This is a genomic window from Pseudomonas sp. Marseille-Q5115 (assembly GCF_916618905.1).
Lineage (GTDB): Bacteria > Pseudomonadota > Gammaproteobacteria > Pseudomonadales > Pseudomonadaceae > Aquipseudomonas > Aquipseudomonas japonica_A.
The window spans coordinates 2,000,455-2,026,142 of record NZ_CAKAKI010000001.1 but is presented as its reverse complement, the minus strand read 5'-3'; the positions used below and the strand labels follow the sequence as shown (position 1 = coordinate 2,026,142).

The 25,688-nt window shown below is 62.8% G+C and carries 23 protein-coding genes and 1 pseudogene; 12 read left to right on the top strand and 12 right to left on the bottom strand.

All coding sequences use genetic code 11. The features are described from left to right. Nucleotides 1–25: 25 nt before the first annotated feature. The 3 genes from LG385_RS09455 to LG385_RS09445 form a co-directional block, all read right to left on the bottom strand. Nucleotides 26–895, bottom strand: coding sequence for a TIGR03915 family putative DNA repair protein (locus LG385_RS09455; protein WP_225774046.1), 870 nt, complete (start codon nt 893–895; stop codon nt 26–28). After that, nucleotides 892–2,112 (bottom strand): putative DNA modification/repair radical SAM protein, encoded by a 1,221-nt coding sequence (locus LG385_RS09450; protein ID WP_225774045.1) that lies wholly within the window; start codon nt 2,110–2,112, stop codon nt 892–894. The genes LG385_RS09455 and LG385_RS09450 overlap by 4 nt, the downstream gene beginning before the upstream one ends. 303 nt (nt 2,113–2,415) lie before the next feature. Then, complete coding sequence (locus LG385_RS09445) at nt 2,416–4,023, bottom strand: PvdJ/PvdD/PvdP-like protein (protein WP_225774044.1); 1,608 nt, start codon at nt 4,021–4,023, stop codon at nt 2,416–2,418. Nucleotides 4,024–4,428: 405 nt separating this feature from the next. Between LG385_RS09445 and LG385_RS09435 the strand changes: the two are divergent. Then, nucleotides 4,429–6,897 (top strand): annotated as a pseudogene (locus tag LG385_RS09435) (glycosyl hydrolase family 28-related protein); the annotation flags it as partial. A 165-nt stretch (nt 6,898–7,062) separates the two neighbouring features. On the opposite strand, the gene LG385_RS09430 reads toward LG385_RS09435, so the two are convergent. Further along, on the bottom strand, nt 7,063–7,800 hold the full coding sequence (locus tag LG385_RS09430; RefSeq protein WP_225774043.1) for an alpha/beta hydrolase: 738 nt from the start codon (nt 7,798–7,800) through the stop codon (nt 7,063–7,065). 133 nt (nt 7,801–7,933) lie between these two features. Between LG385_RS09430 and modA the strand changes: the two genes are divergently transcribed. Genes modA through modC form a run of 3 tightly spaced genes read left to right on the top strand, consistent with a single transcriptional unit; the run spans nt 7,934 to nt 10,468 of the window. Beyond that, a complete protein-coding gene (modA, locus tag LG385_RS09425) occupies nt 7,934–8,707 on the top strand; it encodes a molybdate ABC transporter substrate-binding protein (protein WP_225774042.1) in 774 nt (257 codons plus the stop codon). After that, complete coding sequence (modB, locus tag LG385_RS09420; protein ID WP_225776208.1) at nt 8,703–9,386, top strand: molybdate ABC transporter permease subunit; 684 nt, start codon at nt 8,703–8,705, stop codon at nt 9,384–9,386. Before modA ends, modB begins: the two co-directional genes overlap by 5 nt. Further along, nucleotides 9,383–10,468: a molybdenum ABC transporter ATP-binding protein gene (gene modC, locus LG385_RS09415; protein ID WP_225774041.1), complete on the top strand. Its 1,086-nt coding sequence runs from the start codon at nt 9,383–9,385 to the stop codon at nt 10,466–10,468. Before modB ends, modC begins: the two co-directional genes overlap by 4 nt. A 45-nt stretch (nt 10,469–10,513) precedes the next feature. Here modC and LG385_RS09410 read toward each other — a convergent pair whose 3' ends face one another. The 3 genes from LG385_RS09410 to LG385_RS09400 form a co-directional block, all read right to left on the bottom strand. Next, nucleotides 10,514–10,684, bottom strand: coding sequence for a hypothetical protein (locus LG385_RS09410; protein WP_225774040.1), 171 nt, complete (start codon nt 10,682–10,684; stop codon nt 10,514–10,516). Next, complete coding sequence (locus LG385_RS09405; RefSeq protein ID WP_225774039.1) at nt 10,671–11,027, bottom strand: hypothetical protein; 357 nt, start codon at nt 11,025–11,027, stop codon at nt 10,671–10,673. The genes LG385_RS09410 and LG385_RS09405 overlap by 14 nt, the downstream gene beginning before the upstream one ends. A gap of 77 nt (nt 11,028–11,104) precedes the next feature. Then, nucleotides 11,105–11,881 (bottom strand): exodeoxyribonuclease III, encoded by a 777-nt coding sequence (locus tag LG385_RS09400; RefSeq protein WP_225774038.1) that lies wholly within the window; start codon nt 11,879–11,881, stop codon nt 11,105–11,107. Between the two features lie 187 nt (nt 11,882–12,068). Here LG385_RS09400 and LG385_RS09395 point away from each other — a divergent pair, with 187 nt between their 5' ends. From LG385_RS09395 to LG385_RS09385, 3 genes are read left to right on the top strand one after another with little or no spacing between them, the layout of a single operon-like run. Then, on the top strand, nt 12,069–13,310 hold the full coding sequence (locus LG385_RS09395) for an SfnB family sulfur acquisition oxidoreductase (RefSeq protein ID WP_225774037.1): 1,242 nt from the start codon (nt 12,069–12,071) through the stop codon (nt 13,308–13,310). Between the two features lie 39 nt (nt 13,311–13,349). Next, nucleotides 13,350–14,531, top strand: coding sequence for an SfnB family sulfur acquisition oxidoreductase (locus LG385_RS09390; protein WP_225776207.1), 1,182 nt, complete (start codon nt 13,350–13,352; stop codon nt 14,529–14,531). Between the two features lie 12 nt (nt 14,532–14,543). After that, nucleotides 14,544–15,908, top strand: coding sequence for an LLM class flavin-dependent oxidoreductase (locus tag LG385_RS09385; RefSeq protein WP_225774036.1), 1,365 nt, complete (start codon nt 14,544–14,546; stop codon nt 15,906–15,908). 11 nt (nt 15,909–15,919) lie between these two features. Here LG385_RS09385 and LG385_RS09380 read toward each other — a convergent pair whose 3' ends face one another. Together LG385_RS09380 and LG385_RS09375 are read right to left on the bottom strand one after the other, a co-directional pair. Beyond that, entirely contained in the window at nt 15,920–16,591 is a 672-nt protein-coding gene (locus tag LG385_RS09380; protein WP_225774035.1) for a DJ-1/PfpI family protein, read from the bottom strand. Between the two features lie 100 nt (nt 16,592–16,691). Continuing rightward, nucleotides 16,692–17,120 (bottom strand): response regulator, encoded by a 429-nt coding sequence (locus LG385_RS09375; protein WP_225774034.1) that lies wholly within the window; start codon nt 17,118–17,120, stop codon nt 16,692–16,694. Nucleotides 17,121–17,431: 311 nt separating this feature from the next. On the opposite strand from LG385_RS09375, the gene LG385_RS09370 reads away from it, so the two are divergent. From LG385_RS09370 to LG385_RS09350, 5 genes are all read left to right on the top strand, one after another. Beyond that, nucleotides 17,432–18,499: an NAD(P)-dependent alcohol dehydrogenase gene (locus LG385_RS09370; protein ID WP_225774033.1), complete on the top strand. Its 1,068-nt coding sequence runs from the start codon at nt 17,432–17,434 to the stop codon at nt 18,497–18,499. 150 nt (nt 18,500–18,649) lie between these two features. Beyond that, nucleotides 18,650–20,665 (top strand): mechanosensitive ion channel family protein, encoded by a 2,016-nt coding sequence (locus LG385_RS09365; protein WP_413247312.1) that lies wholly within the window; start codon nt 18,650–18,652, stop codon nt 20,663–20,665. A gap of 74 nt (nt 20,666–20,739) precedes the next feature. After that, entirely contained in the window at nt 20,740–21,177 is a 438-nt protein-coding gene (gene aroQ, locus LG385_RS09360; RefSeq protein WP_225774032.1) for a type II 3-dehydroquinate dehydratase, read from the top strand. A 65-nt stretch (nt 21,178–21,242) separates the two neighbouring features. Then, complete coding sequence (locus LG385_RS09355) at nt 21,243–21,635, top strand: YidH family protein (protein WP_225774031.1); 393 nt, start codon at nt 21,243–21,245, stop codon at nt 21,633–21,635. After that, entirely contained in the window at nt 21,632–21,958 is a 327-nt protein-coding gene (locus LG385_RS09350) for a DUF202 domain-containing protein (protein ID WP_225774030.1), read from the top strand. The genes LG385_RS09355 and LG385_RS09350 overlap by 4 nt, the downstream gene beginning before the upstream one ends. Here LG385_RS09350 and LG385_RS09345 read toward each other — a convergent pair. Genes LG385_RS09345 through LG385_RS09335 form a run of 3 tightly spaced genes read right to left on the bottom strand, consistent with a single transcriptional unit; the run spans nt 21,955 to nt 25,615 of the window. After that, nucleotides 21,955–23,760, bottom strand: coding sequence for a monovalent cation:proton antiporter-2 (CPA2) family protein (locus tag LG385_RS09345; protein ID WP_225774029.1), 1,806 nt, complete (start codon nt 23,758–23,760; stop codon nt 21,955–21,957). The two genes, LG385_RS09350 and LG385_RS09345, sit on opposite strands and share 4 nt — an antisense overlap. 27 nt (nt 23,761–23,787) lie before the next feature. After that, nucleotides 23,788–24,156 (bottom strand): response regulator, encoded by a 369-nt coding sequence (locus LG385_RS09340; protein ID WP_181112014.1) that lies wholly within the window; start codon nt 24,154–24,156, stop codon nt 23,788–23,790. Nucleotides 24,157–24,175: 19 nt separating this feature from the next. Beyond that, nucleotides 24,176–25,615 (bottom strand): ATPase domain-containing protein, encoded by a 1,440-nt coding sequence (locus LG385_RS09335; RefSeq protein ID WP_225774028.1) that lies wholly within the window; start codon nt 25,613–25,615, stop codon nt 24,176–24,178. Between the last annotated feature and the right edge of the window lie 73 nt (nt 25,616–25,688).

Genomic DNA, 25,688 nt, shown 5'->3' with positions numbered 1-25,688 from the left:
GAATGTGACAAAAAACTTCGAAATGTTACTTGCCGCTGGTCGCAGTTGTGCTCGAAGCCGTTCCCAACCGCTCACCCGGCCGGCAAATAGCCTTGCCCGCCCGTTCCGATACCGCCTGCGCTTGCCCGTCCCGTTGTTTGCCGTGCCGTGCCTGGGTTACCAGCTTTGGGATCAGGTCGCCCTCGGGCAGCAGCTTCCAGAACCGCGTGGGCATATGGCCCTGCATGATCCCAGGGTTCAGCCGGGCAGGGTTGAACGTGTGTGCGTAATAGGCCCGCCACAACGCATGGGTGGCATCGCCCTGCCCCCGCGCCAGCGCTGCCCAGGCCGGCGGGCACACCCGCTCATAATGCAGGGCTTCACCGTCGTAGTAGATCCCGTCACGCGGGGTAGCGATCAGCCAACGCTGCCGCCCCATGCGCCCCACGAAATGCTCGGCGGCGCGCGCTAGAATGTCATGAGCCGGCTCGTGCCAGGCCACATAAGCCGGCCCGTCGTCAGCTTCTGTTCGCTCCACGAAACGCAGGAAGGCATGGAGATGATGGGCCTCCCGGCTTACCTGCTTGATGCGACGGTGCAATTCACTACCCACCGCATCTCCTGCCAGCATCGCCGTGCGGTCCCCGTGGCTCACGCGCCACAGCACTTCATAAAGCAGGCTCCAGCGCTGTTCGCCCAGGTATTGCGAGGCGCTTTCGAGCAAGGGCGGAAGCGCCTGCGGAATACGCGACTGGCAAGGCCCCGGTTCCGTTGGCAAGCCATGGGGCGCGCTGAACAGGTCGGCTTCGCGCTCGCCATTCCAGCTCACTTGGCTAGGGTCCACTTGATGGCTGAGCAACCACCGCGCCTGCTGGCGCCAGTCGCTGAATTGACCGTTGCACTCCAGGCAAATCATCCCCACAACCCCAGCTGTTGAGGCTGCGGCCGCTCGACCATGGCCTGGCGCAAGGCATGGCTGCTGGTGTCTGCCTGCGGAGGGTGGTAATCGGCGGTGACCACGAACGGCTTGGCCTTGGCCAGCACGCAGCGCAGGCGCGCGAGGTCGGCATAGCGGATACGCCGTTGGCGGCGAAGCTCGACAATCCGTTTGGTGGTGCGAATGCCGATGCCCGGCACCCGGGCGATCATCGCCGGCTCGGCGCGGTTGAGGTCCAGCGGGAACATGTCGCGGTGCTCCAGTGCCCAGGCCAACTTGGGGTCGATATCCAGCGCCAGATTGCCCGGCCCGTTCAGCAGCTCGTTCGCCTGATACCCATAGCCGCGCAGCAGGAAGTCGGCCTGGTACAAGCGGTGCTCGCGCAGCAACGGCGGCGGCGCGAGCGGCACACTGCCGGGGCTGTCCGGGATGGGACTGAACGCCGAGTAATACACGCGCTTGAGTTTGAAATTACCGTAGAGGGATTCGGCACTGCGCAGGATAGTGCTGTCATCGGTGGCGTCGGCACCGATGATCATCTGCGTGCTCTGGCCCGCCGGGGTGAATTTCGGCGCGCGGGCTTCCCCCGCTACCGCCTGCTGGCCTTGGTGGATCGTGTCCATGGCCTGGTGAATGGTGATCAGTTGTTTCTCGGGCGCAAGCTTGCGCAGGCTTTCTCCGGTAGGCAGCTCGACGTTCACGCTGAGGCGGTCCGCGTATTGCCCGGCCTGCTCGATCAGCCTGGGGTCGGCATCCGGAATGGTCTTGAGGTGGATATAGCCGCGAAACTCGTGAACCTCGCGCAGCGTGCGGGCCACGGTCACCAACTGTTCCATGGTGTAGTCGGCCGAGCGGATGATGCCTGAACTGAGAAACAGGCCGCTTACGTAGTTACGCCGGTAGAAGTCCAGCGTAAGCCGTACCACTTCCTCCGGATTGAACCGCGCCCGGGGCACATTGCTGGAGCGCCGGTTGACACAGTACTGGCAGTCGTACAGGCAGAAGTTGGTGAGTAACACCTTGAGCAGAGATACACAGCGGCCGTCCGGTGTATAGCTGTGGCAGATGCCCATGCCGTTGGTGGAGCCCAGGCCGCCCTTGCCTTCGGAGCTCCGCTTGGGAGCGCCACTGCTGGCACACGACGCGTCGTACTTGGCGGCGTCGGCCAGGATGCTCAGCTTGTCGATCAACTCCATAACGCGCCCGCTAACTGGTTTTTTGTACAGTAGCTGGTTGGATGTACAACCTCAAGCACCCTTGGTCGGAGGTAGCAGGCGCAGAAAAGCAAAAACCCGCCGAAGCGGGTCTTTTTTCATTGCCATTCCAGCATCCTGCCGGTAGCCGTCCTGGGCCATGGCCGATCTTCCTTTATCGCTGAAGGTCATCCTGCGCTTCAGTTGATGGATTCAGAATACGTTGCACGGTGCCCGGTGGCGAGAGCGAAACGCTGCGCCGCGCTGTAAGACATTCGCTATACCGCCGTCAGGCGTTGGCTCACGTCAGGTCCTTTGCAACGGAGTGCCCGGCAGATTACGCGCATACCAGGGCCGCTCCTGAGCCTGGTCGATCGCATTGCCCAAGGTCGCCCGGGGCTCCACTGCCAGCTGCAAGGCGATCTTCATCACCTCTAGGTCGCTATCCAGCGCGGTGCCCATCCAGATACCCGGGCCATCGGCGCAGGCATGGCTTACCGGCCCCATCCAGGGGTTGTCCTGCTCCACCCATTTGCCTTGAGCAAACCACTGAACCCCACGAATCTCCGTCACGCTGACCTCGCCCGGATGAAACAGCCGGTGCGCCGCGAACCAGTCGTCTATGCGCGCGTCGATCCAGCCATGGAAGCCCCAGAACAGCGGGTGCACATGGGAGGAGAACGGGTCGCCAAGGAAGTCGTTGCTGGCGTCGAACCAGGCGTCGGCGAAGTCCGTTGGCTGGCGCGCCATCGGGAGTGGGCGGCCATCAGTCGGTGCCCGGGCTACGCTGGCCCAGCACATATGCAGCCAGTCGTGCAGGCTTAGCTCCAACTCGGAACCGAACTGCCCCAGGGTCATTTTCGCCAGGTAGTCCGGGTCGCGATAACGCGACTCCCATACCTGGAAGTTGCCATCGTAGGTGTCGCGGCTTTTGATCGCCGCCATCCCCTGGCTATAACTTTCATCACCAGGAGCAAGCCAGGTGGGCGGAATGGCGCGGCCATCCTCGTTCTCGAAATACCGGATAAACGCTACCCGATCGGTTTCCACCGCCGGGCGTGGCAAGGGGAAATACCGCCAGGGCGTGGGCGCGCCCAGCTTGGCCGCTTCGCCTAGCATGTAGCGGTGCATATAAAGGAAGTCGATGCCCGAGCCATTACGGTCCTTGTACCGGCCGCGCGCATCACGCTCTTCATTGCGGGGGCCCGGCTGCCAGCCAAGGCCGCGCAAGGCCTGCCGACGGTCTTCCCCGATCAGGTGCCACTTGTCTCGCACGGTGTGCCAGAGCTGATGCGCCAGGCGGTGCTGGGGCGTGACCAGCCACTGGGCAAATGCCGGCGCCAGGGGGATGCGCTCTCGCGCCTCGGGAAACGCCAACTTGCGGGCATTGAACGCGGTGGACGTTTTGCCGCCGTCGGGGTGGAGCTCAGTCACGTTGCCACTGAGCAGGTCGTTATCCGCAACGCCTACCCCGCCCCACAAGTCGGTGAGCTTCACCTTCAGGCAGTAGCCCGGGGCGCCCGGCGCCGGATCATGTTCCATAAGCCGCCAGCGTACCTGTGACGCGTTGGCCCCCACCAGGTCGCCGATCACCTTGAAGCGTGGGTACTCATTGCTCGCCAGGCGCTCGTAGGTATCTACGTAACCCCGCAAGCCACGGCCGCGCTCTCCGGCATCAAGCAGCAAGGTTGTGCCGTGCAAGGCCGGAACGCCCGGCGCGTCAACCTGCCACACCCCGCGCAGCAAGTCAGCCAGCCGTTGTGTGGGCAAGTCTGCCAACTCCACCCGGGCTTCGCTGGGCGTGCCTCCTTCCGCCCACCACTTTTTCCATCGGCGGGCCCCTTCATAACCCACTGGAACCATCAAACCACCCAGGGCAGCCCCCGCAAGGATAGTGCGCCGTGTCATCCGCATCGCTTGGTGTCCATGCTAAACGCTGTCGAATACTTCTTTTGTATCAACGTTTTACCTCTGCGTCCGGCAGAAATTCGGAAAAAGAGCCAGTTGATTGACAGAGACAGTAGCAGATTGCCCTATACCCGTGGGCCTTTCCAGCTCATTTCAAAGATGAAATCTTCCGTTGCGCTTAGGAGCTGTAGCCCTTGTATCTCGGGCGTTACAGGGGAAATTTAATGTGACGGCGCGAACATTTTTCACCTACGCTGGCCGCAGCGCCAAACTATCGCCGTTGCGCTTGGTCACAGGCTGTGGGCGCGCCAAGCACCTTGCAGTATTCCGAACGACAAACTATTGACACTACAGGATTGACAGCGAGCCCTTACCGGCGCCCGCCGTCGAGCAATGGATAAGGAGCAAGCGATGATCTTCAACGTTAAAGACTATGGCGCCGTAGGTGACGGCGTAACCGACGACACCGCGGCGATCCAGGCCGCCATCGACGCAGCCTCTGCGGCCGGTGGTGGCCAGGTTTATGTCCCCACTGGCACCTATATCGTGTCAGGCGGCGAGGAGCCTTCGGATGGCTGCCTCATGTTGAAGAGTAACGTGTACATGTCAGGCGACGGCGCGGGCGAAACCACGCTCAAGCTTGCCGATGGGTCCGACGGGAACATCACCGGCGTCGTGCGCTCGGCCTACGGCGAGGAAACCACCAATTTCGGCCTCAGCAACCTGACCATCGACGGCAACCGTGATAACACTACCGGCAAGGTCGACGGCTGGTTCAACGGCTATATCCCAGGCCAGGAAGGCCAGGATTCGAACGTCACCCTCGATGGCGTGGAAATCATGAACTGCTCCGGGTACGGCTTCGACCCGCACGAGCAAACCGTGAACATGGTCATCGAAAACTGCATTTCCCACGGCAACGGCCTGGACGGTTTCGTGGCCGACTACCTGATCGACAGCACCTTCGTCAATAACGTGGCCTACGACAACGACCGCCACGGTTTCAACATCGTCACCAGCACCAATGGCTTCAGCCTGGTGGACAACGTGGCCTACGGTAACGGCGGCGGCGGGATCGTGGTGCAGCGCGGCAGTGAAGACATCCCCTCGCCTACCGACATCACCATCACCGGGGGCGCGGTATACGACAATGCCGCCGAAGGCATCCTGGTGAAGATGTCCGACGACGTAACCATCAGCGGCGTGGACATTCACAATAACGGCAGCGCCGGTATCCGCATTTATGGCTCTTCCGACGTGACCGTAGTGGACAACACCCTGACCGCCAACGGCCAGAACAACCCGGTGCCGGAGATCATCATCCAGTCCTACGACGACACCAACGGCGTGTCGGGCCAGTTCTACGCGGGCAGCGGCAACGTCATCGAGAGCAACACTATCACCGGCGGCAGCAACTCCACCTATGGCGTGGCCGAGCGTAACGAAGACGGCACCGACGGCAATGCGGTGGTCGGCAACACCATTACCGGCACCACCAAGGGCACCACTCTGCTGTACGGCGACGGCAGCTATGTGAGCTCGCAAGTGCCTTTGCATGAAATCGACGGCACCGCCGGCAAGGACACCCTTACCGGTACCGCCGTGGCTGACCTTATCCTGGGTGGCGAGGGCAACGACACCCTGAACGGCGCGGGCGGCAGTGACGTGATCGTGGGCGGTGCAGGCAAGGACACGCTGACCGGTGGTGACGGCGCGGACACCTTCCGCTTCGATGCCCTGACCGACAGCTATCGCAGCAGCACCACGTCCTACACGGACCTGATCACAGACTTCGATGCCAGCCAGGACAAGCTGGACGTCGCCGCTCTAGGGTTCACCGGGTTGGGCGACGGCACCAACGGCACCTTGAGCATCGTCTACAACAGCAGCACCGACCGCACCTACATCAAGAGCCTGGACGCCGACGCCAACGGCAACCGTTTCGAGCTGACCCTGGCTGGGAACCTGACGGCAAGCCTTACTGCGGATAACTTCGTGTTCAAGTACGTGGTCCAGGGCACCGACAGCGCCGAAACGCTCACGGGTACCGGGCTGAGTGAAACCCTTTATGGGCTGGGCGGCGCCGACACCATCAATGCCGGTGCCGGCAATGACATCATCTACGGCGGCGCGGGCGCGGATACGCTCAGCGGCGGGGCTGGCTCGGACACCTTCGTGTATACGTCGGTAAGCGACAGCTTCCGCAACTACAACACTGGCGGTACCGACCAAGGCGACGAGATCGTCGACTTCGACGTGACCACTGACAAGATCGACCTATCAGCCCTGGGCATCACCGGCCTGGGCAGCGGCTATGACGACACCATTCAGGTCGTGCTGAACAGCGCTGGCACCGTCACCTACATTAAAAGCCGCGACGTGGATGCCAATGGCAACCGCTTCGAGGTTGCCATCGAAGGCAACCACCTGACCGACCTGACGGCGGATAATTTTGTGTTCGCTACCCCGGTGGTTGGCACCACGCTGCAAGGCAGCGCCGGCAACGACGTGCTCACCGGCACCGCAGGCAATGACATTCTTATCGGCGGCGCGGGCCTGGACAAGCTCACCGGTGGCGATGGCGCCGACACCTTCCGCTTCGAGAACCTTACTGACAGCTACCGTACAGCCAGCAGCAGCTTCGATGACCAGATCCTGGACTTCAATGCCAGTGAGGACAAGATCGACGTGTCCGCGCTGGGCTTCACCGGCCTGGGCGACGGGCACAACGACACCTTGTCGATCGTGTACAACGCCAGCACCGACCGCACCTACATCAAGGACCTGGACGCCGATGCCAACGGCAACCGCTTCGAAGTGGCGCTGTCGGGCAACCACAGCACGGACCTGACCGCAGCCAACTTCGTGTTCGCCAGCACTACCCCTGCCAGCACCACTACCGTGGATACAACTGCTGTGGGCACGAGCGCCTCGGCCACTGAAGTGGTGATCCTCGGTACCACCACCGACACCGAGCACCACACCACCACGGCCTGAGGCCACGCCTCGCCGCCCAACGCGGCGGGGCCTTTCTCCTGGCGGCCGTCATTGCGAGGCCGCTATCCCCGTGACCTGGAACAACCACTTGGCCAGGTCATCCACTTCGGTCTTGCTCACGCCGTGGGTCATGCCGGGGTAGGCATGAAAATCCGCCTTTATCCCCACCTTTAGCAACGCTTCGTTGGCCTGCGTCGCCTCGGCATAGGGGAGGATCGGGTCTGCGGTACCGTGCCCGATGAACACCGGCAGCTGGGCCAACCCCGGCAGTGGAGCCAGACGCTGGCGCATGCCTGATGTGAGCTTGCCGCTCAGCGCCGCGATCCCCCCGACCGAATCGGGGTACTGCAGCGCGAGCTCATAACTCATCATCGCGCCCTGGCTGAAGCCCACCAGGTAGATGCGCGTGGGCGCGACCTTATATTTGCGCCCCGCTTCGGAGACAAAGGTACGCAAGGTTTCCAGGCTGCGCTGAACTTCTGCGGGAACGCCTTCGTACGGTCCGTTCTCCGGGGTTTTGCTGAACCATTGATAATGGCCTTCGCCCAGGTTCATGGGCGCGCGCACCGAGAGGTAGGTGAAGTCCGGGAACAGGCGCTCGTGAATCTCGAACAGGTCTTCTTCGTTTGCGCCGTAGCCGTGGAGGAAGATGATCAGGGGGTGTGCTTGCGGGTTGGCACCCGCCTGGGCCAGGTAGCTCAGCGGCAGGTCGTGCTGCAGCACCGGCTGGGCGTTGGCCAGGCTTGCGATCAAGGGAAACAACAGGGCGGCTAACCACTTCGTCATTGCAGGGCTCTCGCTGAAAAAGGTCGCCCCAGAGGGTACCACTGCCGCTTGCATGGCTTCAGCCCCGGTGATTGGCTTCCCTGGGGCTAGCGCTATATAGTTCGTTGCATAACGCCACTTATCAGGATGCTCCATGTCTGTTATCCGCGCCGTGCCCTACTCGCTTTTTACACTCGCGAGCCTGTTCAGCCTTCAGGCGCTTGCCGATGACGTTCAGGTTGCCGTCGCTGCAAACTTTACCGCCCCACTGAACGCCATCGCCGCCGCTTTCGAGAAGGACACCGGCCATCATGTGGTCGCCTCCCCGGGCGCCACTGGCCAGCTGTACGCACAGATCCAGAATGGCGCGCCCTACGAGGTGTTTCTGTCGGCCGATGACACCACTCCCGCTAGGCTCGAAAGCGAAGGCGCTACGGCCAAGGGCTCGCGCTTTACGTACGCAATCGGCACGCTTGCGCTGTGGTCGCCCAAGGCCGGCTATGTGGACGCCACTGGCGAGGTACTCAAGGCCAATGCGTACCAGCACCTGGCTATCGCCAATCCCAAGGCGGCGCCTTACGGGTTGGCCGCCACTCAGGTATTGGCGCAGCTCAAGCTGACCGAGGCCACGCGAGACAAAATCGTGGAGGGGCAGAACATCACGCAAGCGTTCCAATTCGTGCAAACCGGAAACGCCGAACTGGGCTTCGTGGCGCTGAGCCAGGTGTACAAGGACGGCAAGATCACTAGCGGCTCTGCATGGGTGGTGCCGCAAAGCCTGTACGAACCCATCCGTCAGGACGCGGTGGTGCTCGCAAAAGGCGAGCACAACGCCACGGCCAAAGCATTCGTCGATTACTTGCAAGGGCCAAAAGCCGCGCAGATCATTACGTCCTATGGCTACGCCCTTGATGCCAAGTCCGATTGACCTGTCGCCCAGCGACCTGGGCGCCATCTGGCTTACGCTGAAGCTGGCCAGCATCACCACCGTGATGCTGTTGTTGATAGGGTTACCTGTCAGCTGGTGGCTCGCTCATACCCGGTCGCGCCTGCGGCCCGTGTTCAGCGCCATCGTTGCGCTACCTCTGGTGCTGCCGCCCACGGTCATCGGTTTCTATCTGCTGGTGCTGATGGGGCCGCAGGGCTGGCTGGGCCAACTGACCTCCAGCCTGGGGCTGGGCACGCTGGTATTCAGCTTTCCGGGGTTGGTTGTGGGCTCGATGATCTATTCGCTGCCCTTTGTGGTGCAGCCCCTGCAAAACGCCTTCGAAGCCATGGGCACGCGCCCGATGGAAGTTGCGGCTACGCTGGGCGCCTCGCCGCTGGACAGGTTCATCACCGTGGCGCTTCCGCTCGCCCGGCCCGGGATACTGACTGCCACTGTGCTGGGCTTCGCGCACACGGTAGGTGAGTTCGGTGTGGTGCTGATGATCGGCGGGAATATCCCGGACAAGACGCGTGTGGTCTCGGTGCAACTGTTCGATCACGTGGAAGCCATGGAATACGGCCAGGCCCACGGGCTGGCCGCACTGCTGGTGGCCTTTTCCCTGGTGGTGCTGGTGCTGCTGTACCGCAAGCGTTCATCTGTACAGAGAGAGGACGAATGAGTGCGCTCGAGCTGCGCCTTCGCCTGGCGCGACAGGACTTTTCCCTCGATGTGGACCTCAGCTTGCCCGGCGAAGGCGTAAATGCCATGAGCGGGCCCTCCGGGTCGGGCAAAACCACATTGCTGCGTTGCCTGGCCGGGCTAGAGCGTGCGGACGAAGGGTTCATACAGGTAGGTGACGAGGTGTGGGAAGACACCACCTCCCGCCGCTTTGTACCTGCCCACCGTCGCGCCGTTGGCTATGTATTCCAGCAGCCCGGGTTGTTCCCGCACCTGAGCGTGGCCGACAACCTGGCGTATGGCTGGCGCCGCCTGCCTGCCGCGCAACGCATGGTCGACCGCGACAACCTGCTCCGCACCCTGGGCATCGAACACCTGCTGGAACGGCGCCCGGGCGGGTTGTCTGGTGGTGAACGGCAGCGGGTGGGCATCGCCCGAGCACTGCTGCGCGCACCCCGGCTGTTGCTGATGGATGAGCCACTGGCTTCGCTGGACGATGAACGCAAGGGCGAGATATTGCCCTACCTGGAACGGCTACGCGAGCAACTGCCGATCCCAGTGGTGTACGTGAGTCATTCGATGGAGGAAATCGCGCGGCTGGCAGACCATCTGGTCGTACTGGAGCGCGGCAGGGTACTGGCGAGCGGGCCACTGAACACATTGCTCACTCGGCTCGACCTGCCGTTGGCAAAGGGGCTGGATGCCGGCGTAATCATTGAAGGCGTAGTCAGCGGCTACGACCCGCAGTGGCGCCTGCTGCACCTGAGCCTGGGCGCTGGTGGAGGCACCTTGCGCGTGCCTCATGGCGAACGCCCGACCGGTAGCCGGTTGCGCGTAAGGGTACTGGCCAGAGATGTAAGCCTGAGCCTGGATGCACACAGCAACAGCAGCATATTGAACCGGCTGCCGGCGGTGATCGGCCCACAAGCCGACGCCACCGCTTCAGGTGACGTGTTGTTAACGCTGGATTGCCAGGGCACCCCCCTGCTCGCCCGGCTTACCCGCTATTCCGTTGATCACCTCGGATTGGTACCTGGCACTGCGGTGTGGGCTCAGATCAAAGGCGTGGCCGTGTTGGGATAACCCTTCCCGCTCCGGCCCCGCCGCTTCCTTCAGGGTGGGAAATTCCTAAGCGTCCGGTTCGCTTAAATCCGGATCGAGGTCGCTATCATCCGCCGCCGCATCGTCCAGTGGGTCGCGGGCCGGGTCGAAGCCGGTGTCGTTGAGCTCCACCGGATCACTCGGCGCATTGAGTGGCCATTCCGGGGTGGGATTAGGGTCGTTCTCATTCGCTGACATCGTTGATCACCCTGCCGTGGCTTTGAATTTCGATCATGGTGATGCCCATCAGTTGCGCCTGGTCCATCACCTCCTGGGGAGAGTCGTCGGCCGCAGGCATCAGCAGGCTGTTTTCAGCGTCGCCGTAGTGAATCTCCAGCAGCCTGAGCGCCACAACCTCGGGCGGGATATGCGCCTGCTCGTATTCCAGCTCCAGATTGCGCGGCTTTTCGTTATAAAGGTAACTCACCCTGTGGCGATACAGCGTGGCCTGGGCAGGGTCGTTGGCCATCAGCTCATCGCCAGTGGGGGCAGACAGGTCGGCGCCTTGCAACCCGCCCTTGTAGTGGGGATTGGTGTCCATCGGAGCGCTCCGTTACGTGGGTGATAGTCGATGGACCGCTGCGCAAGCCGGCGGTGCCCCTGCCGGGACCAAAGGCGTCAGCCTTGGCGCAAGCGCACCCAGGTAGGCGCATGGTCGCTGGCGTGAGGCTGATCGCGTACCCATCGATCCACCCCGGCGTCTTCCAGGCGAGGGGCCAGGTCCTTGCTCAACAGGAGGTGGTCGATACGCAGCCCCGAGTTGTGCTGCCAGTGCTGGCGGAAGTAATCCCAGAAGGTAAACACCTGCTCCTGCGGAAAGTGCGCACGCAAAGCGTCGGTCCATCCCTGGTCGAGCAACCGCTGGAAGCACTCCCGGCTTTCAGGCTGGAGCAACGCGTCCTTGCGCCAGGATTTGGGATTGTAGATATCGAAATCCGTAGGCACCACGTTGTAGTCCCCCGCCAATACCACCGGATGGCCACTGTCGAGCAACCCCTGGGCATGGGTAATGAAGTGTTCGAACCAGCGCAGCTTGTAGTCGAACTTCGGCCCGGGCTGCGGATTGCCGTTGGGCAGGTAGAGGCACCCTACAACCACGCCTTGCACCGCCGCCTCCAGATAGCGGCTGTGGGTATCATCTTCGAAGCCAGGCAGCCCTCGACGGATTTCCAGCGGATCGCTGCCGCGCGAGAGAATGGCCACGCCATTCCAACTGGCTTGCCCGTGCCAGATCACGCCATAGCCCGCCGCTTCGATCGCCTCCCGGGGGAACGCCGTATCGGCGGCCTTAAGTTCCTGAAGGCAAACGATGTCGGGGGCCTCTTTTTCAAGCCAGGCCAGCAGCGCATCCAGCCGCGCACGGATGCCATTGATATTGAACGTAGCAATTTTCATCGGTGGGCTTTCCCCTGGTTTTACTGTGGGACCACGCAGTGCGGCGCTGGGTTTTATCCATAGACCAAAATGCTATTTCACCGCCCCCGGCCTTCCACATTAGGGTAGCGCCACCGGACCACCGGACATCGTTGTTTATCATTTGACCGATGCCGGGGCCTGCCTCGTTATCGTCTGCGAGGTTCGTGTGACACATCCAACCGCATCACTGTCCATCCCCGGGCTCGATACAGCCCCGCCGCTGCTGCCAGCCCGCGTACTCGAGGACGACGCCCAGGCCCTGCAGGTTGCCCGGGAATTCGCCGCCTTCGCCGCCACCCACGCAGCCGAGCGAGACGCTGAGCGACGCCTTCCCTGGGCCGAACTCGAACGTTTCACTGCCAGTGGCCTGGGCAGCATCGGCGTACCCAGGGCCTTCGGCGGGCCGGGCGTGAGCCACGTGACCATCGCCGAAGTGTTCAAGCTCATTTGCGCGGCCGACCCCGCGCTGGGGCAGATCCCGCAGAACCACTTTGGCATCCTGCGCGTGCTCGAACTGGCCGCCACACCCGAGCAGCAACAACGCTTGCTCGGCAGCGTGCTGCGGGGCCATCGGATCGGCAACGCCGGGCCGGAACGCAACAGCCGGCACACCCTGGAACTGCGGGCCCGGGCACGCCGCGAGGGCAACGGCTATCGCATCAGCGGCGAGAAGTTCTATTCCACGGGTGCTTTGTTCGCTCACTGGATTACCGTGAAGGCCCTGGACGACGATGGCGAACAGGTAATGGCCTTCGTGCCGCGTGGAACCCCGGGGCTGCGGGTGATCGACGACTGGTCGGGCTTCGGCCAGCGCACCACCGCCTCTGGCACCGTACTGTTGGACAACGTGCCCGTGCCGGCGGAGAACATCGTGCGCAACGGCACATTGGGCCAGCGCCCCAATACCCAAGGCGCGTATGCCCAGCTTATCCAGGCCGCGATTGATGCCGGTATCGCCCACGCCGCAGTGGCCGACGCTATCGCTTTCGTAAGGGAACGCGCGCGCCCGTGGCCGGATGCGAAGGTCGAAGCGGCCCGCCTGGAGCCCTACGTGATCGCCGAGGTAGGCCGCTTGCACGTAGAGCTTGAAGCCGCTGATGCCTTGCTCGAACGCGCCGCAGCCACCCTGGACGAGGTCAATGCCTTGCCTGTGGACGAGCACAGCGCGGCCCGTGCTTCTATCGCGGTAGCCGAGGCCAAGGTGCTTACTACCGAGATCGCTTTGAAGGCGAGCGAAAAGCTATTCGAGCTGGCCGGCAGCCGGGCCACCCTGGGCGAGCACAACCTCGATCGTCACTGGCGCAATGCCCGCGTGCACACGCTGCACGACCCAGTGCGCTGGAAGGTTCATGCAGTCGGCAGCTTTCACCTCAATGGCACTCATCCCGCTCGCCACTCCTGGATCTGACCCATGGACACGCTCACCCTCGCTACCGTACCGACACACATTGATACCACCATTATCCGCGATGACGCTGAAGCGCTCGCGGTCGCCGACGCTCTGGCCCTGCGCTTTGCCGAAGGCGCCAGCGGCCGTGACCGCGAGCGCCGACTACCCCATGCCGAACTGGACGCCTTTTGTGCCTCGGGCCTGTGGGGCATCACCGTGCCCCGGCGCTTCGGTGGCGCGGATGTGTCCAGCGCTACCCTGGCCAAGGTCATCGCCCGTATCGCGCAGGCCGACGGGTCCCTAGGGCAAATCCCCCAAAACCATTTCTACGCCCTTGAAGTGCTGCGCGTGAACGGCAGCGAAGACCAGCAACAGCGGCTGTTCGGCGAAGCATTGCAAGGCAGGCGCTTTGGCAATGCGCTGGCCGAATTCACCACCAAGGATTCCCAGCATCGCACCACCGCCTTGAGTAAGGGCCCGGATGGCTGGACCATCCAGGGCCAGAAGTTCTACGCGACCGGCGCCTTGTTCGCCCAGCGCATTCCCACCTCCGTGGTGGATGAACATGGGGTGCAGTACATGGCGTTCGTGCCCCGCCATGCACAGGGCCTGGAAGTGATCGACGACTGGTCCGGCTTCGGCCAACGCACCACCGGCAGTGGCAGCGTGCTGCTGAATAACGTTCCCATATCGCCCGAAGACGTAGTGCCGTTCCAGGCATCGTTCGAGCGGCCTACCAGTGTGGGGCCGTTCGCGCAGATCCTGCACGCGGCGATCGACATCGGCATTGCCCGTGGCGCTTACGAGGCCACGCGGGCTTTTGTCCGTGAACGCGCCCGGCCTTGGCCAGACAGCGGTGTGAGCGCGGCCCATGAAGACCCGCTGACGATCTACGACATCGGCCGCGTGGCCATTGCCTTGCATGCCGCCGAAGCCGTACTGGCCAGGGCCGGTGCCCACCTGGACGTTGCCCGCGCGGCACCGGACGCCCAGAGCGTGGCCGCGGCTTCCCTGAGTGTGGCCACTGCCAGGGCGCTGGGCACCGACGTCTCGCTGTTGGCGGGCAACAAACTGATTGAGCTGGGCGGCGCGCGCGCAGCCTTGGCCGAGGACGGCCTGGACCGTTTCTGGCGCAACGCGCGGGTCCATACCTTGCACGACCCGGTGCGCTGGAAATACCACGCCATCGGCAACTACCACCTCAACGACCAATTGCCGCCGCGCAAGGGTTACCTCTGACAGGAGCGGCCCATGGCACGCAAACAGGTTCTGCTCAACGCGTTCAACATGAACTGCGTGGGCCATATCAATCACGGCCTCTGGGCTCACCCCCGGGACCGCTCCAGCGAATACCACAGCGTGGAGTATTGGACCGAGCTCGCTCAGCTGCTAGAGCGCGGGCTGTTCGACGGGTTGTTCCTGGCGGACATCGTGGGCGTGTATGACGTTTATCAGGGCAATGTGGACCTCACCCTGCGCGAGAGCATCCAGCTGCCGGTCAACGACCCTCTGCTGCTCATTTCGGCCATGGCGGCCAGTACGCGCCATCTGGGCTTCGGGGTCACCGCCAACCTCAGCTACGAGGCGCCTTATCTGTTCGCCCGGCGCATGTCCACGCTCGACCATTTGAGCCGCGGCCGCGTGGGCTGGAACATCGTGACCGGTTACCTCGACAGCGCCGCCCGCGCCATGGGCCGCAGCGAGCAAGCCGCCCACGACCGGCGCTACGATCAGGCCGATGAATACCTGGAGGTGCTGTACAAGCTGTGGGAAGGCAGCTGGGCGGACGATGCGGTGATCGCGGACCGGGAGCGCCGGATCTATGCCCGGCCCGAGCGCGTGCGCCCGGTACACCATCAGGGCGAATTCTATCAGGTGGAGGGTTACCACCTCAGCGAGCCCTCGCCGCAGCGTACGCCCGTATTGTTCCAGGCCGGTGCTTCGCCACGCGGCTCACGCTTCGCCGGGCAGCATGCCGAGTGCATATTTATCATGGGGCAGGACCGCGAAAGCGTCCGCAGGCAAGTGGACAGCCTGCGCGCCGCAGCCCAGGCTGCCGGGCGCGACCCGCAGGCCCTCAAAGTATTTATGGGGCTTACCGTGGTGGTGGGCGCTACCGAGCAGGAGGCTCGGGAGAAACACGCCGAGTACCTGCGGTACGCCAGCCCCGAGGCGGGTCTGGCACATTACGCCGCCTCTACGGGCATCGACCTGTCCCGCTTCGGGCTGGACGAGCCGATCCTGCCACAGCAGACCAATGCCATTGAATCGGCTGCCAAGGCACTCACCCGCAACGGTGACTGGAGCGTACGGCGCATCCTCGAACAAAACGCACTGGGCGGCCGTTATCCGGCGTTGGTAGGTAGCCCATCGGCCGTTGCCGAACAACTGTTGGACTGGATCGACACCACTGGGCTGGATGGCTTCAACCTTACCCGCACGGTTACGCCGGAAAGCTATGAGGATTTCATCCGCTGGGTAGTCCCGGAGCTACAGGCCCGCGGGCGCTACAAGACCGCTTACAGTGAAGGGAGCCTGCGCCACAAGCTGTTTGGTGCCGGCAACCGCCTGCCCGGAAACCACCCCGGCGCGGCGTATCGGTTCGAATCGGCCTGAGCGGTACAGCATCAAAACCGGGCGGCGGCCCGTGCAACGACCTGAGCCCGCCGCGCCACGGAGGGCGCCACGGCTTCGCGCTGGGCCTGGAGCACCTGCGGGGGAGCCTGAGTGGGGTCCCCTGAGGCAAATGGCGGCGCAGGGGCGTATTCCAGCGCCAGCTGTGCCCGCTGGGCCTGCTCGTGGCCGAACCATTGGGCGGCCACCGCCAGCGCGAAATCAATCCCGGCCGTTACACCGCCTCCGGTAATCAAGTTGCCATCCGTGACCACCCTTTCATGCACGGGTAACGCGCCCAGTGGCTCAAGCAGCTCGTGATAGGCCCAATGGGTGGTGGCACGCTTGCCCGTCAGTAAGCCCGCCGCCCCCAGTACAAGGGCGCCGGTGCACACCGAAGTCACGAACCGCGCACTCGGGGCGCGCTCGCGAAGGAACGCCAGCACGGCGGCATCCTCGAGCAGCGCCTCCACGCCACCCCCACCAGGCACGCAGAGCAGATCCAAGGGTGGGCATTGCGCGAAGGTGGTAGTCGCTTGCAGCGTGAGGCCGCCGCTGGCGCTCACAGGGACGGTATCTTTCCAGACCAGGTGTTGGTGTACATCCGGAAAGTGGGCGAATACGTCGAAGGGGCCGACAAGGTCCAACGGCTGTACGCCAGGAAAAACGAGGTAACCGATATGCATGAAGGCGCTCCGGGGTGAGTAGTCGCCTTCACACTAGTCGGTACCTGCCCGCGGCAATTGCCAATCACCGGCAGAAACCCGCCAAAGCGGGCCAGGAGGCTCAGCGGGCGAGCTTGGCTTCTTCCTCGTGGACGATTGCGCGCATTACCTCATCGGTCAGCTTACCGATGGTCCAAGGCTTTGGAAGAAAGGCAATGTCCGCGCCGATGTCTGCGGTTTCAGGAGTCTCGTGGCCGGACATCACAATGATCGGCAACTCGGGCCACTCGCTATGCACGCGCCGCGTCAGCTGGGCGCCATCGATTTCGCCGGGCATGCGAATGTCGGTAATCAACAAGTTCACATGCAGCCCTTCCCCGAAAGCTTTCCAGGCGGCGTCGGCGGTGCCGAATTCGACCGTATCAAAACCTTCCCCAGCAAGAATTTCGCAAACAAACTCGCGAATGATGTCTTCGTCTTCCACCACCATGATCTTTGGTCGTGGCTCGGCGGGGCTGGCAGTGTTGGTGTGGGATGGGGCATTGAGCATCTTGGTGTCCTTGGCATTAAGTCGGGGCACTACCGCCCATATTCCCTTCGTCAACCAGAAACCAAGATGATTCGCCCCTCAGGGAGGGTTAATCGACGGACGGTTATGCTTTCGTTTGGCTATCAGTGCCTTGCGTAGCAATTACTTAGCGCGTTCGAGTTTTGCCAGCCGGGGTTTCAACAGAATGATGGCGCCTGCGGCTTTGGCACCGGCTCGGTTTGTGCTAAACCGGTTCTTCCCGGATGTCCGTCCCGTCGAACGTTCCACGCGGCCAAGCTGTCGGCACTAATAACTTCATAAGGAGATTTCGAATGAGCAAGACCCTTACCTATGCCGCGCAAAACGCTTCCGACACACTCAAGCCGTATGCGATCGAACGACGGGCGCCCAACGCCGACGATGTACAGATCGAGATTCTGTACTGCGGGGTATGCCACTCCGACCTGCACACGGCCCGCAATGAATGGCAGAACACCCTCTTCCCGTCGGTTCCTGGCCACGAAATCGTAGGCCGGGTCAGCGCGGTGGGCAGCGCTGTCACCCGTTTCAAGGTAGGCGACCTTGCCGGGGTGGGCTGCATGGTCGACAGCTGCCAACACTGCGCAGCCTGCGCCGAAGGCGACGAGCAATATTGCGAAAACGGTTTCACCGGTACCTATAACGGCCCAGTGTTCGGGGGTGAGAACACATATGGCGGCTATAGCGAACGCATTGTAGTGAAGGAAGCTTTTGTGCTGCGTATCAGCCATGACGAGGGCGACCTGGCCGCTGTCGCGCCGTTGCTGTGTGCCGGCATTACCACGTATTCGCCGCTGAGCCACTGGAAGGTCGGCCCTGGCAAGACGGTGGGCATCGTGGGGCTGGGGGGGCTTGGGCATATGGGCGTGAAGATTGCCGCGGCCATGGGCGCTCATGTGGTGCTGTTCACTACCTCTCCCAACAAGCGCGAGGATGGCCTGCGCCTGGGTGCAAAAGAGGTCGTCGTGTCCAAGGATCCCGACCAGATGCAAGCCCATGCCAATAGCCTGGACTTCATCCTCAACACCGTGGCCGCCCAGCACGACCTTGATCCTTTCCTTAACCTGCTCAAGCGCGACGGCACCATGACGCTGGTCGGTGCGCCTGAGCATCCACACCCTGCGCCGACGGTGTTCAACCTGATTTTCAAGCGCCGCAGCCTCGCGGGCTCGCTGATCGGCGGCATACGGGAGACGCAGGAGATGCTGGACTTCTGCGCCAGGCACAACCTTGTGTCGGATATCGAAATGATCGACATCCAGACCATCAACGAGGCTTACGAGCGCATGCTCAAAAGCGATGTGAAGTACCGTTTCGTGATCGACATGGCCAGCTTGAAAAAGGACGCCGCTGCGGCGTGACCCTTGGCTTGCCAGACCCGGGCCCGGCTTTTATGCCGGGCCTTTGCATTTGCGGCCGACGGACAGCGTTGACTCGCTCATTCACCGGCGGGGCGAACATTCCCGGGCACTGAGGGTCTGTCAGGAGAACCTTTGTGGAGCCTTGCCCTCGTGCCACGCCTTGTCATTCTGCTACTCACCACCTTGCTTACCTTCCCTGCCTTCGCCGACACTCCAGCCGCCGAACAAGCCCCGGCGGAAAAAGAGGTGCTGGTACAAGGCGGGCTGCTGGGGACGTTGACCTCCAGCCTCGATAACGTTCAAGACAAGCTCGACCTTAATGAACACCTGGTGGACACCTGGCGCTTGCGCACCGATCGCGCCGCCGCCGAGGCGGGACGGTTGTTCGACCAACAGGCGGCCGCATCAGGCTGGGAACTGGCCCGCGACTTCGCAGTGCTGAGCCTTACCTGGATCGCGACCTTCTTCGCCCTTTACACTCTCGCCCGGGTGGCATGGTCGCGGGTGGGGCGGCAAGGTTTCCTTCACCGCAGGCCCAGGTTGCACGGCGTATTGGGTTACCTGCTGCGGTTCACCGTGCCGGCCCTTCTCAGCTTTGGCATGGCGCTGGTGGTCAGCCGGCACCTCGCCCCGTCCGACGCCCGGGCCCTGGCGCTGTGCCTGGCATACGCCACCAGCAGCGGCATCTTCTCTACCACCATGATTCTGTGCGCCATCACCTTGTTCAACGTTGGCCACAAGCGTGCGGCGGTCAACGTGCTGCGGCGGGGTGCCCCCAGGCCACTGTTTGTGATCGGCTTTCTGGCGGCCCTAGGTGATGCGCTCACCAGCCCCCAGATTGCCCGGCAGCTGGGCAATAACCTTACTGGCAGCATTGCCGTGTTCGTGGGGCTGATGGCTACCTTCACCTTCGCCGTGCTGGTATTGAAGATGCGTCGCCCCGTGGGCCAGCTCATCCGCAACCGGGGTTATCGCCAGCGCCATGATCATCGCGCGGTGCAGGAAACCCTGCGGGTATTCGCCGCCGTGTGGTACCTGCCGATCCTGTTGATGATTCTGGTGTCGGCCATTCACTTGATCGGCGCCGGCGAGCAAAGCCAGCAAGCGTTGCAGCGGGCACTGATGAGCACCGTGCTGCTGATCGGCGCGGTGTTCCTCAGCACCGTCATGCACCACGTGCTCAAACCCCAGGCCGCAGTCGACCCGGACCGCCCTCGCCCCTATGTAGAGCTGTTCCGCAGCCTTGGCCACGCGGTGTCGCGGATCATTATCGCCATCGTGTTCATCGAACTGCTGGCGCGTACGTGGGGCGTTTCCGTGCTGGAGTTCGCGGCACGCAACAGTGTCGGCCGCGCCATCAGTAACTCCCTGAGCAGCATCGGATTGATCCTGCTGGTCACCTGGCTGGTTTGGGTGGTCATCGACACCGCGATTCAGCAAGCGCTCAAGCCTGCGGTAGGCAAGCGCGCCAGCCGCCAGCCCAGCACCCGGGTCAAAACTATCCTGCCGATGCTGCGCAACGCCACCAAGATTGTGCTGGTGGTGATCGGCACCATCACCACCATGGCCAACCTGGGCATCAACGTGGCCCCGCTGCTGGCGGGTGCCGGTGTGGTCGGCCTGGCGATCGGTTTCGGCTCGCAGCAACTGGTACAGGACGTGATCACGGGGCTGTTCATCCTGATTGAAGACACCATCGCCATCGGCGACTGGGTAGTGCTCGACTCGGGCCATGCCGGTACCGTTGAAAGCCTCACCATTCGCACCTTGCGCCTGCGCGACGGCAAGGGCTTCGTGCACTCGGTGCCCTTCGGCCAGATCAAGGCAGTGACCAACCAGTCGCGGCAGTTCGCCAATGCGTTCTTCTCGGTACAGGTAACCTACGACAGCGATATCGACACAGCGCTGGCGCTGATTCAGCAAGCCGCGGATCAGATCGCCGACGACCTGCTGCTCAAGACCAACCTGCAAGGCCCGCTGCAAGTGTTTGGCGTGGACAAGATGGACCTCAACGGCATTACCCTGACCGCCCAGTTCCGCACCACTTCCGGGGGCCAATATGCTGTGGGTCGTGCCTTCAACGAGAAGCTCAAAAAGCTGGTAGATGGCGTGGACAACGTACGCTTCGCCCAGTATTACCTGCCCCCTGTGCCTGTGAAGGCATAAGGCAGTAGCGCACCATCCGGTGGGGCTATTACCATGGCAGCCCCGCCTGCCTGCTGCAGAGAGAGACGCACCTGATGGCAACCACCTTGCTGGTTTTGAACGGCCCCAACCTGAACATGCTCGGCACCCGCGAGCCCACCGTATACGGCAAGGAAACCCTTGCCGATGTGGAAGCGCAATGCCGCGCCACCGCCGAGGCGCATGGGCTGACGCTGGAGTTTCAGCAAACCAACCATGAAGGCCAGATGATCGACTGGGTACATCAGGCCCGTGGCCGGATCGCCGGGATCGTGATCAACCCGGGCGCCTGGACCCACACCTCCATCGCGCTCCACGATGCATTGGTGGCGGCCGAAGTGCCGGTGCTTGAGGTGCACATTTCCAACGTGCACAAGCGGGAATCCTTCCGCCACCACTCCTATGTGTCGCTGGTGGCGGCGGGCGTGATTGCCGGGTTCGGCACCCACGGCTATACCCTGGCCATCGACCACTTTGCCAAATTGCTGAAATGAGCCTTGGCGGGGCCCTCACCGGCTCCGCCCCGCCGTTATTGCCTACCCGTCCACGGGATCGACTCATGACATCACCCTCTTCCACCCCGCCTCGCACGCCAATGCGGGACAAGCTGCTCGGCGGGGGAATCGAGCCCGATCCTCGATTCACCCTGGCCAACGAGCGTACCTTCCTGGCCTGGATACGCACCTCACTGGCACTGATGGCTGGAGGGATCGCCGTGGAGGCTTTCACAGGTGACGTGTTCGCGCCGGACGCGCGCAAAGTGCTGGCGGTGCTGCTGCTGACCTTGGGGTTGATCCTGAGCGCCACCGCCGGCGTTCGCTGGTTGAACGTGGAACGCGCCATGCGCCATGGCCGTGCCCTGCCGCTACCTCTGCTGGTCCCCTTGCTGTCGTTCGGCGGCGCGTTGGCGACGGCCATGCTGCTGGTATTCATTGCCCTGCGCCCGGCATGAACCTCACCCGCACTCACGCCGATGCGGGCCTGCAGCCTGAACGTACATGGATGGCCTGGCGCCGCACTTTATTGTCGTTGGTGGCGGCCAGCCTGCTATGCCTGCGTTGGGTACCCCAGCATGGCAGCTTCGCGTTCGTGCTGGTGGCGCTGGCCTTGCTGGCCGCACTGGCGATTGGGTTGGGCCAACAACGCCGCTACCGCCAGAGCATTGCCGCAATCAATGATGGCCGCGCGGCACCGCCAGTGCTTGAGGTGCTTGCCCTGGCGGCGGCGTGCGTGGCATTTGGCGCGCTCGGGCTTTACGGCGTGCTGATGTTCTAGACCGGCTCGTTCGCTTCGCGCTGGGCATCGGCTTCGAACAGCCGCTCCAGCTCCGCCCGGGCTTCCTGATTGCTCTGGATCACCTTGGCCGCGTCGTCGTAAACAAGGTGCTGCTCGCGCAGCACCACCTGGTCATGGTGCTGGAACCGGCGTATGCGGGTTTGCGCCTGCACCTCGGTCAAGCCCAGCCCGATCAACGTGCGCCGGGTCATCTCCAGGCTCGAATAGAAGGTTTCACGCACGGCGTCCGCCCCCAGGTCGGTGAGCTTGTGAACGTGCTGACGGTTGCGCGCACGCGCGATGATCTTGAGGTGCGGGTACAGGCGTTTCACCAACTCGGCGGTTTTGATGTTGGTGTCGGGATCGTTGGTGGCAATCACGAAATACTCAGCCTGGTCCACCTTGGCCGCGCGCAGGATTTCAGCCCGCAAAGGGTCACCATAGAACACCGGCAATCCCGAGAAGCTACGCGACAGTTCGATACTCTCGACCGAGGTATCGAGGGCCACGAAGGGGATTTTCTGGGCGCGCAGAATACGCGCAACGATCTGCCCCATGCGGCCCATGCCAGCGATGACCACACGTGGCGCATCCGCGTCGATGTTTCGATACGCTTCCGGTACCGGCACCGGGCGTTCCTTGCGGGCCAGCAGGCGGCCTGCCCCCAGCAGCAACAAGGGCGTGACAGCCATGGACAGCGTGATTGCCAGCACCAGCAGGTCATACAAGCGTGCGTCGAACAAACCGTTGTCGCGACCCAGCTTGAACACCACGAAAGCAAACTCACCGCCCGTGGCAAGTACCAGCCCCAGGCGCAACGCGGAACCAGGCTGCAGGCCACCGGCATACTTGCCCAGCAGCGCCAGCAAGGGCAGCTTGAGTCCAAGCAGCAAAAGGGTGAGCCCGATCACGGTCACCGGCTCGGCCAGCAACAGGCCCAGGTTGGCCCCCATGCCCACGCTGATGAAGAACAGCCCCAGCAGCAGGCCCTTGAAGGGCTCGATCTGCGCTTCCAGTTCGTGCCGGTATTCCGAATCCGCCAGCAGCAGCCCCGCCAGGAACGCCCCCAGCGCCATGGACACGCCGACCTGATCCATCAACCAGGCGGTGCCGATCACTACCAGCAATGCCGTGGCGGTAGACACTTCCTGTATGCCAGTCTTGGCGACCGCGCGAAATACAGGCCGCAGAAGATAGCGCCCGCCCACCACTACCAGGGCGATACTGCCCAATACCTGCAGGCCATGCTCCAGGCTTGGAGGCGGCCGCTCGGCGGAGCCTCCGGCGAGCAGCGGTACCAATGCGATCAACGGAATGGCGGCAATGTCCTGGAACAACAGAATCGCGAACGCCAGGCGCCCGTGGGGGCTATGCAGTTCGTGCCGCTCGGCCAGGCTTTGCAAGCCGAACGCGGTGGACGATAACGCCAGGCCCAGGCCCAGGACCACCGCGCTGTTAAAGGGTTGGGAGAACAGGTACATGGCAACCGCGCCGATCACGCAGCCGGTCAGCGCCACCTGCGCCAGACCGATGCCGAATACCGCTTTACGCATCACCCACAGGCGCTTGGGCGACAGTTCCAGGCCGATGATGAACAGCAACAGCACCACGCCCAGTTCGGAAAGGTGGTTCAGGCTCTGGCTGTTGCCCACCAGCCCGAGCACCGCCGGGCCGATGGCAACACCGGCCAGCAGATAGCCGAGTACGGCACCCAGTTGAAGCCTTTTAGCCAGGGGAACCGCCAGAACGGCGGCGAGAAGGAATACAACAGCGGCGCCTAACAGATTGCCGTCATGCGGCATGCGAAACCTCTTTCATTACGGTATTGATCACTCTACAGGCCGCCCGACGAACTCGACGACTTCACGGATGACCTGCTCGATATCGAAGGGTTTGTCGAACACCACTGCGAACAGGTCCGGGCTTGCCCGGCCGATGCTGCCCTGGGCGCCGCTCATGAGAAACAGCGGCAGGCTGGCAAACAGCGGGCGCTTGCGTACTTCGCGAGCGAATTCCAAGCCATCCATCACCGGCATCATGAAGTCGGTGATCACCAGGCTCGGCCGCTCGCGGTCCAGCACCTCGAGGGCTTTTCGACCATTGCCGGCCTTGACGACCATGTACCCCTCGTCCTCGAGGGCGAACCCGAGGATATCGGCGATCAAATACTCGTCGTCGACTATAAGGATGGTCGTCATTTCAATTTGACTCGATCACTCAGTGGCTTGTGGACGAGGCGCTGCCCGTCAGCACTGCCTCGGCATGTTTGAACGCTTTTTTGAAATCCAGCCCCTTCGCGCCGATCACGACTTCCAGCAATGTCGGGTCGTAAATGCTGTCTCTGACTTTAAGAATGGTCATCATTCGTTTAAGTTCAGACGCGTATTCCACGAACCTCATGACCAGGATGTTGTCCACGACGCTGGACATGTCCGGCATGGGCGAGTTGATTTCCGGGCCAATCAGCCCTTGCATCTCGCAGGTCACGAGGATAGTCACACCGCGCGCTCGCAGCTCACCGGTGAGGGCACTGAAGAAGTCGCTCAGCCGGGCGGGGTTGGTGGTCACCCGGGTCATACCACCCAGGCTGTCGATCAATACGCGCTTGATGCCGTATGTTTCAACCTGTTCGAGCAGCCGGGCGCCGAGGGCGTCGAGCAACCCTTCCGTGGTGGGCTGCCAGCACACATGCAGCGCGCCACTGCGCTGCATGCTCGGGAAGTCGATGCCCAATGCAGCGGCCTTCAACGCCAGGCGCTGGGGTGTTTCATAGAAGCCGAAATGCAGCGCGGGCTCCTCGGGGGTAGCCTGAGCCAGGAACTGGATACCCAGCGACGTTTTGCCTACGCCAGCAGGCCCCAGAGCCAGAGTAGCCGAGGCCCGCGCCAGGCCACCGCCGATGATTTCATCCAGGCTTTTCACGCCGCAGCTCACCAGGGTGCTATCGGCCGGATCCTGGCGTGAAGGGTGGCTGTAGAGGCTTTCAAGCCGCGGGTATACCACCAGGCCTTCGTCGTTGATTTCGCAATCGTGCAGGCCAGACAACGCACCGCTGCCGCGCGTTTTGCGCAGCTGGATGCGGCGTACCGAGCGAGAGCCGATCAATTCCTCGCCCATCTCGATCACGCCATCGACCATGGTGTGTTCGGGGCTGCCGTCATCGAGCCGGGCGCTGGTGAGGAACAGCACCGTGCAACCTGCAAAAGCGGCATGGCCCTGGAGTTCGGCGATGAATTTTTTGGTGTCCAGTTGCGACTCAGCCTTGGTACGGGCGTTGAGCAAGCCATCGACCACCAGCACGGTTGCCTTCTGGCGGCCTATTTCGCGGCGCAGCAACTTGACCACTTCCTCCAGGCCTTCGCTCTGCAACGTATCGAACGCGCTCACGAACTGGATCTGCTCGCCTATGCGCGAGGGGTCGAAGAACTTCAAGGTGGAGAGGTACTGGAACAGCCGCTCATGCGATTCGGACAACAAGGTTGCCACCAGCACCTTGCCGCCGTTTCGGGCATGGTTGAAGCTCAGCTGGTTGGCCAGGATGGTCTTGCCAGACCCCGGCCGCCCCTGAACGATGTAGGAGGCACCCGCTACCAGCCCCCCCTTAAGCAGGGCGTCCAGGCCTGCTATTCCAGTCGCTAGGCGTTTTAGCTGTTCCAAGTTCAAACCTGCCTGTATATGAAGTACACGGTGCCGACCGGACGGAAGGCGCGCCCCGCCGGTGTAAGATGAG

Coding starts and splice junctions, on each gene's coding strand:
- LG385_RS09455 (WP_225774046.1), bottom strand. CDS start 895: ATGATTTGCCTGGAGTGCAACGGTCAATTCAGCGACTGGCGCCAGCAG.
- LG385_RS09445 (WP_225774044.1), bottom strand. CDS start 4,023: ATGCGGATGACACGGCGCACTATCCTTGCGGGGGCTGCCCTGGGTGGT.
- LG385_RS09450 (WP_225774045.1), bottom strand. CDS start 2,112: ATGGAGTTGATCGACAAGCTGAGCATCCTGGCCGACGCCGCCAAGTAC.
- modA (WP_225774042.1), top strand. CDS start 7,934: ATGTCTGTTATCCGCGCCGTGCCCTACTCGCTTTTTACACTCGCGAGC.
- LG385_RS09350 (WP_225774030.1), top strand. CDS start 21,632: ATGAACCTCACCCGCACTCACGCCGATGCGGGCCTGCAGCCTGAACGT.
- LG385_RS09370 (WP_225774033.1), top strand. CDS start 17,432: ATGAGCAAGACCCTTACCTATGCCGCGCAAAACGCTTCCGACACACTC.
- aroQ (WP_225774032.1), top strand. CDS start 20,740: ATGGCAACCACCTTGCTGGTTTTGAACGGCCCCAACCTGAACATGCTC.
- LG385_RS09385 (WP_225774036.1), top strand. CDS start 14,544: ATGGCACGCAAACAGGTTCTGCTCAACGCGTTCAACATGAACTGCGTG.
- LG385_RS09430 (WP_225774043.1), bottom strand. CDS start 7,800: ATGACGAAGTGGTTAGCCGCCCTGTTGTTTCCCTTGATCGCAAGCCTG.
- LG385_RS09375 (WP_225774034.1), bottom strand. CDS start 17,120: ATGCTCAATGCCCCATCCCACACCAACACTGCCAGCCCCGCCGAGCCA.
- LG385_RS09345 (WP_225774029.1), bottom strand. CDS start 23,760: ATGCCGCATGACGGCAATCTGTTAGGCGCCGCTGTTGTATTCCTTCTC.
- modC (WP_225774041.1), top strand. CDS start 9,383: ATGAGTGCGCTCGAGCTGCGCCTTCGCCTGGCGCGACAGGACTTTTCC.
- LG385_RS09380 (WP_225774035.1), bottom strand. CDS start 16,591: ATGCATATCGGTTACCTCGTTTTTCCTGGCGTACAGCCGTTGGACCTT.
- LG385_RS09410 (WP_225774040.1), bottom strand. CDS start 10,684: ATGTCAGCGAATGAGAACGACCCTAATCCCACCCCGGAATGGCCACTC.
- LG385_RS09355 (WP_225774031.1), top strand. CDS start 21,243: ATGACATCACCCTCTTCCACCCCGCCTCGCACGCCAATGCGGGACAAG.
- LG385_RS09400 (WP_225774038.1), bottom strand. CDS start 11,881: ATGAAAATTGCTACGTTCAATATCAATGGCATCCGTGCGCGGCTGGAT.
- LG385_RS09405 (WP_225774039.1), bottom strand. CDS start 11,027: ATGGACACCAATCCCCACTACAAGGGCGGGTTGCAAGGCGCCGACCTG.
- LG385_RS09340 (WP_181112014.1), bottom strand. CDS start 24,156: ATGACGACCATCCTTATAGTCGACGACGAGTATTTGATCGCCGATATC.